The sequence below is a fragment of the Streptomyces sp. MZ04 genome (genome assembly GCF_004684775.1).
Classification (GTDB): Bacteria; Actinomycetota; Actinomycetes; order Streptomycetales; family Streptomycetaceae; genus Streptomyces.
Map to the genome: position 1 here is coordinate 1 of NZ_SRIC01000412.1, position 5682 is coordinate 5682.

Below are 5682 nucleotides of genomic sequence, written 5' to 3' on the forward strand. Positions count from 1 at the left end.
GGGGCGGCCGCTACGTGCCCGGCTCCGCCGCCCACCCCGCCAAGATGCTCCCGGCCATCGCCGCCCACGCGATCGCCACCTACACCAAGCCCGGCGACCTGGTCCTGGACCCGATGTGCGGCATCGGCACCACCCTCGTCGAAGCCATCCGCCTTGGCCGTCACGCCCTCGGTGTCGAATACGAGCCCCGCTGGGCCAAGCTGGCCCGCGACAACGTCATCCACACCATGGCAACAACCAAGGGCGGCGTCGGCCTGGTCGCCTGCGGGGACGCCCGTCAGCTCACCCAGCTCTTCGACGCCCGCCATCACGGCAAGGTCGACCTCGTCGTCACCTCCCCGCCCTACGGCGCGAGCGTGCACGGCCAGGTCCGCTCCACCCGCGAGAGCGGCGAACGCGGCGTCACCAAGCGGGACTACCGCTACAGCCGCGACCCCTCCAACCTCGCCCACGTCGGCCTCGAACCCCTCCTGAGCGCGTTCACCGACATCCTCATCCAGTGCCGCCACCTGCTGCGCCCCGGCGGCCACGCAGTGATCACCACCCGGCCCTGGCGCGAGCGCGGCGAACTCATCGACCTGCCCTCCGCCGTCCTCGCCGCCGCCGAAGCCGCGGGCCTGACCCCTGTCGAACGCAATGTCGCCCTCCTCGCGGGCATCCGCGAGGGCCAACTCATCGCCCGGCCTTCGTTCTTCCAGATGAAGAACGTCGGTGACGCCCGCCGCGCCGGACTGCCCCTGGCCCTGATCGCCCATGAGGACACGGTCATCGCGAGGCGTTTTCCAACGGTCCAGGCCGCGCCCGCCGGCAGCGAACAGACCACGCACCCGCGCCCGGGCAAACACGTCGCCGAGCGCAAGCCCGCGACCGAAGCGACCTTCCGCTCCCGCACCTGCGCCTACCCGGGGGCCGCCCGTGACCGCCACTGACGGGCCGACGATCGGGAGCATCTGCTCTGGTGTCGGCGGACTCGACCTCGGTGTACTCACGGCCTTCGGCGGACACGTCGTATGGCATGCCGAGACGGATCCCCGCGCCGCCCGCGTGCTGTCCCGGCACTGGTCCGGCATCGAGAACCACGGTGACGTACGAACCGTCGACTGGGCCCGAGCCGAGCGAGTAACGATCTTGACAGCGGGCTTTCCCTGTCAAGATCTCTCGGTCGCCGGTCCCCGCACCGGACTGACGCCCGGCAGCCGCTCCGGGCTGTGGCATCACATCGCGTCCGCCATCGAAATCCTCGAACCGGAATTGGTCGTGATCGAGAATGTGCGCGGAATCCTGTCCACCCGAACCGGAGCCCACCCCCTTCGCGATGTGGAACCCTGCCCGCGGTGCCTGGGAGACGGATCCGATCAACCCCGAATGCGGGCACTCGGCGCTGTACTCGGAGCCTTGGCCGACCGAGGGTATGACTCTCGCTGGACGAGCCTGGGTGCCAGCGACGTCGGCGCGCCACATCGCCGCTCCAGGGTGTTCCTCGCCGCGTGGCCCACAACGCCCGCTGGCCGAGAAGCTGTTGAAGACGCCGACGTCGAACCTGGCCCGCAACGGCGGCTCCCAGCACCCCGACAAGCGCAAGGCCGGCGGCCACGGCCCCACCCTTGCCGACGAGATCGAGCACCTGCTTCCCACCCCCAGGGCCAGCGACGGAACCAAAGGTTCACCGAACCAGCGCTACCGCAACGGCACTCCCACCCTTGCCTCCACCGCGGCCGCACTTCCCGATACGGCTGCACACTCGGCAGACCGCGAGCGGCTGTTTCCCACGCCGACATCCGCCGATGCGCACGGTGGACCGGGCACGACCCCCAAGCGCCAGGGCGGCATGAACCTCAGGACGGCTGTCACTCGCCTGCCCGATGGTGGGGCGCCTACCTGCCCGCCATCTGGCGATGGGAGTGCGTGACCGGCCGCGCCGCCCCAGCTCCCACCCAGGCCGGAACGCGCCGACTGTCAGCCGATTTCGTCGAATGGATGATGGGCCTTCCGACCGGCTGGGTCACGGAAAGCGAAGGCCTCTCCCGCGCTGCCAAGCTCCATCTCCTCGGCAATAGCGTCGTCCCACAACAAGCCGCCCAGGCGCTTGAGTATCTGCTCCAGGCAGGACTCCGCGGAGATTTCCGGCACTCTGGCCACGGCGTAAAAGGGTGAAAGTGTGGGCACCTCTCGCACCCCTCCAGATGGCTTCGACGGTGTGGAAAGTTCAACTCGCCACTCCTACATGGGTGAAGCCGAAGCTCCTCTCACGGAGATTCCAGAACTCGCTGTCCGCGTCGTATGGGAGATAAAGCCCGAGAGCGATACAAGCGCTTATCGCAGACTGCTCAGCATCCTGTTCGGCTTCCGCTCTTCCGGTTCGTCGTCCTAACATCCGGCTGCGCAAATCAACCGGATCGATATGAAGTCGGTTGAGTGTGCAGGCAGGACTTTACCGAACCCCGAAAAGTGGCTGAGGGATTGCTGTGAATCGAGGCCCTGTGCGTCGGCTGCGCGCGGTGGATTATCTCCGGGTCTCCACCGAGGAGCAGGCCAAGGGATACGGCATCGCGTATACCGGGAAGAGAACCGCCAAGTACATTGAGCGCAAGGGCTGGGAGCACGTCGACACCTACTCCGATGAAGTCAGCGGCAGCCTTGAGGCTCATCAGAGACCCGACCTGAAGCGGCTGATGAAGGACGCCCGAAGTGTGCCCCGACCGTTCGACATGGTCGTCGTGAACGAAGGACGGGGCATCGGGCGAACCGGCCGGGCCTTCTGGAAGTGGGTTTGGGAACTGGAGGACCTCGGCGTGTACGTGGCCGTGGTCAAGAAGGACTACGACAACACCACCGCAGCGGGCCGCTCTCAGATGCGGAAAGACGCCGACTACGCCGAAGAGGAACGCGAACTCATCCGTGAGCGGACGCAGGGCGGTGTCCAGGAGAAGGCGGAGGAAGGCGGCCACCCGGGCGGTGTCGCACCCTTCGGCTGGCGGATCCAGGACAAGGGAGTCAAGGGAAAGAGTCGTATCGTGCTCGACGAAGAGCACGCGGTTCCCCTATTGAGGAAGGCCTGGAATTACATTGTCGAGGATTCCCTCGCTCCACATTCCGTGGAGGAGGAGTTCAACCGGCAAGGTATCGCCGGACCGACGAAGGACTATTGGCCCCGGGGTTCGCTCCGCCACGTTCTCACCGGACGGGCGGTTCAGGAAGCCGTCAGGGTTCACCGGGATCCGAGCAGCAACAGCGGTCGGCGCGGCACACGCTTGGATGCGGAAGGCATGCCGATGTACGGCGACACCGTGGTGATCGACATCCCACCCCTCTTCACGAAAGAGGAGCTGAGGCTCCTCAATGCCGCTTTGGCTCGCACCGCGTGTGCCGCATCGTCGTCGACTGCCGAGCATCCATTGAGCGGACACGTCGTGGGTGCGTGCGGCAAGCACTACATCGGCGCCAGCCGCATCGGTCGGGACCTCGGCCGTGCGTATCGGTGTTCGGGGAAGGGGACTGGATATGCGGGGCAGCCCCGCTGCGACTGCCCTCAGATCAATGCCGAGGTGCTGGAGGGCAGGGTGTGGCACGAGGTCCGCACCATGCTGGAAGACCCGGATCGCTTGATGGCCATGGCGGCCGACGCTCAGGCCATGGCGCGGGCGGAGGACGTGGACTACACGAGCCGCATCGCCACTCTGGAGAAGGAGTTGACCACTCAGGACGCCGCCATCACAGCAGCCGCATTGGCCGCCGCGAAGCGAGCGGACGCTGAGTCTGCGATCGAGCGGGCGGTGCAGGCTCTTGAGGAGGAGCGCGAGCAGATCGCGCACCTGTTGGAGGAAACCAGACGGTGGCAGCGCGAGGCAGAAGCCGTGGAACGGCAGGGGGACGATCTGCAGAGGCTCGCGGAGCTTGCCCGTGAGCGACTCGTTGACATGACCGCAGGTGAGAAGGCGGAGGTCGTGGATCTACTGGAGCTTCGAGTGGCGATCACTGGCGACGTCCCGCGCAAGACCCGCTGTGACGACAGGCTCAGTCAGTGGTTTCGTAAGAGGGAAAGATCTGTGCCGCTGCTGTCGGACGACGCATGGTCGCAGGTCGCGCCGCTCTTCCAGGCGCGCAAGGGCCGACGCAGCTCTGACGCTCGGGTCACACTTGGCGCCGTGCTTCACAAGGCCCGCGTGGGGTGTGCTTGGAGTGACCTGTCGTCTCCGCCGGGCAACCTGTCCAGCGTGTGGCTTCGATGGGTTCGGACAGGGTTCTGGGAGCAGCTCATGGATGTGTTGTCAGGGATGCCGGGAACGCAGATCGCGGAGTACGGCATCGCTCTTCCGCCGTTGGACATCCGGGGGTACGTGGATCCGCTGCTCTTCCAAAGCAGAGATATGTCACCTGAAAAGGACGCTCTGTTCAAGGCCTCCGACTACAAGATCTCGCCGTTCGAGCTGGAGAGCGCGCTGCTCGAGCACGAGGCGGTCGCGGAGGCCGCGGTGGTGCCCGCGCCGGACGCGGTGCGGTTGGCTGTCCCCAAGGCGTACGTCGTACTGGCGAAGGGCTGGGACCCGGGCGAGGCCACGGCAGAGGCGATCTTCGAGTACACCCGGTCGGTGCTGGCTCCCTACAAGCGCCTGAGGCGCATCGAGTTCACCACCGAGCTGCCCAAGACGATCTCCGGCAAGATCCGGCGGGTCGATCTGCGGGAGCGGACGGCGGAGGGGTCGGGGGATGAGTGGGTGGAGCGTGCGAGGAGCTGAGCAACCGGGGTCCGGGGCGGCCGCTGTCCTCGTCGCTGCAGTGGGGCACGGCGGCCTCGGATGTCGCGTTGCCCCGGCGCCCCGTCGGCCCCGCTCCGGTGCCCGTTAGGCTGGCCGGGTCATGCGACTCCTCTTCCGTTTCTCCGCCGCGCCGCCGTCGCCGGCCATGCGTACGGTCCGTACGGCCGTGGCCGGTGTCGTCTGTGGAGCGGTCGGGGTGGTCGGGGTCGTCGCCTTGAGCGGGTGTGCCGCGGGGGACGGTGGAGTTGAGGACAGGGGCGTTGCGCCCAGCCTCTCCGCGCCTGTCAGTTCCTCGCCGCTGTGGCCGGACTACAAGGCGCCTCCGTCCGAGGGGGGTGGTCTTGACCCAGGGCCCGACAGGCCCTACCTCCCCGTCAAGGGGGTTTCGGTGCCCGCAGGCGGGCTGCGGAAGGTGCCGCTGGAGGACCTGCTGTCGCGCGACCGCAATGTGCCCGGCGTCGTGAGCGTCATGCCGAAGGTCTGTCCGGGAGCGAAGTGCGGCATCCGCACCCCCGTCTACCGGGACCTCACCGGAGACGGTGCCGACGAGCTCATCGTGGCCGTCGACGATCCAGGCACCGCCATCACCGTCGTCGTGGTCTACCGCGCCGACGGCAAGACCGTCCGGCCCATCCTCATCTCGTACGGCCAACTGGGGCTCAGCGGCGAGACGCTCGGCCGGGACCTCGTGCTGACCTGGGCAGGGCCCTCCGGCGAGTACATCACCCGCCGCTACCGGTGGAACGGGAAGGGGATGGCGCCCTACCGGCAGGACGACGAGCCCGGCCGCCCCGCCAGTAGTCCCAGTAGTCCCAGTAGTCCCAGTAGTCCCGATAGCGCTAGTAGGCCCAGTAGTCCGAGTAGTCCCAGCGTCGCCCCCGAACCGCCGCGCTCCGCGAGACCCGACCCGAGGCCCACCCCATGA

4 protein-coding genes are annotated in these 5682 nt (G+C 67.5%); all 4 read left to right on the forward strand.

Annotation, left to right across the window (positions count from 1 at the left end; all coding sequences use genetic code 11):
* The coding region (locus tag E2651_RS40665; protein WP_135336303.1) for a DNA methyltransferase at positions 1-929 on the forward strand (929 nt) is incomplete at its 5' end.
* Entirely contained in the window at positions 916-2154 is a 1239-nt protein-coding gene (locus E2651_RS46270) for a DNA cytosine methyltransferase (RefSeq protein ID WP_348541703.1), read from the forward strand. The genes E2651_RS40665 and E2651_RS46270, both read left to right, overlap by 14 nt.
* Positions 2155-2498: 344 nt before the next feature.
* The gene (locus E2651_RS40675) at positions 2499-4736 is read left to right on the forward strand and encodes a recombinase family protein (RefSeq protein WP_135336305.1); all 2238 of its coding nucleotides are present in this window, start codon (positions 2499-2501) and stop codon (positions 4734-4736) included.
* Positions 4737-5145: 409 nt separating this feature from the next.
* Positions 5146-5682, forward strand: a complete 537-nt coding sequence (locus E2651_RS44420) for a hypothetical protein (protein ID WP_167829052.1) — start codon at positions 5146-5148, stop codon at positions 5680-5682.